The sequence below is a fragment of the Paenibacillus forsythiae T98 genome, assembly GCF_000520735.1.
In the GTDB taxonomy this organism is placed as follows: domain Bacteria; phylum Bacillota; class Bacilli; order Paenibacillales; family Paenibacillaceae; genus Paenibacillus_AQ; species Paenibacillus_AQ forsythiae.
In genome coordinates, this window is sequence record NZ_ASSC01000646.1 from 1 (window position 1) to 357 (window position 357).

Below are 357 nucleotides of genomic sequence, written 5' to 3' on the forward strand. Positions count from 1 at the left end.
GCGGAGCACAATCCGCGCCGCGTCCAGATCGCTGTCGCCGGCAGCTTCGGCCACCCAGACCTCGTACCTCGATCCTCCGTCCTCGGAAGGCACGACGGCGGTCCAGGCGTCAATGCCGGCCGCAGCTATGCTCGCCCTTGCAGTATCCGCTTCCAGCTGCGTAGCGTAGCTGCCCGCGCTCAAATGCTTGCCGCCCTTGACAGCGGGACGCTGATCCGCAGGGAGACTCAAACCGGCTTTGGCTACTCTGTCAGCCGCATTCTTCGCGGCGCTTTCGCTGGCATAGGTTCCTGTGTAGAGCTGATACACCTTGCCGCCGCCCTTCGAGTTCAGAAACAGCAGAGGCTTTTTCCGTGT

Annotated in this window: 1 pseudogene; it reads right to left on the bottom strand. The window is 63.0% G+C overall.

Going from position 1 to position 357, the window contains the following annotated elements:
* Positions 1 to 357, bottom strand: a pseudogene (locus L692_RS33035) (SpoIID/LytB domain-containing protein); the annotation flags it as partial.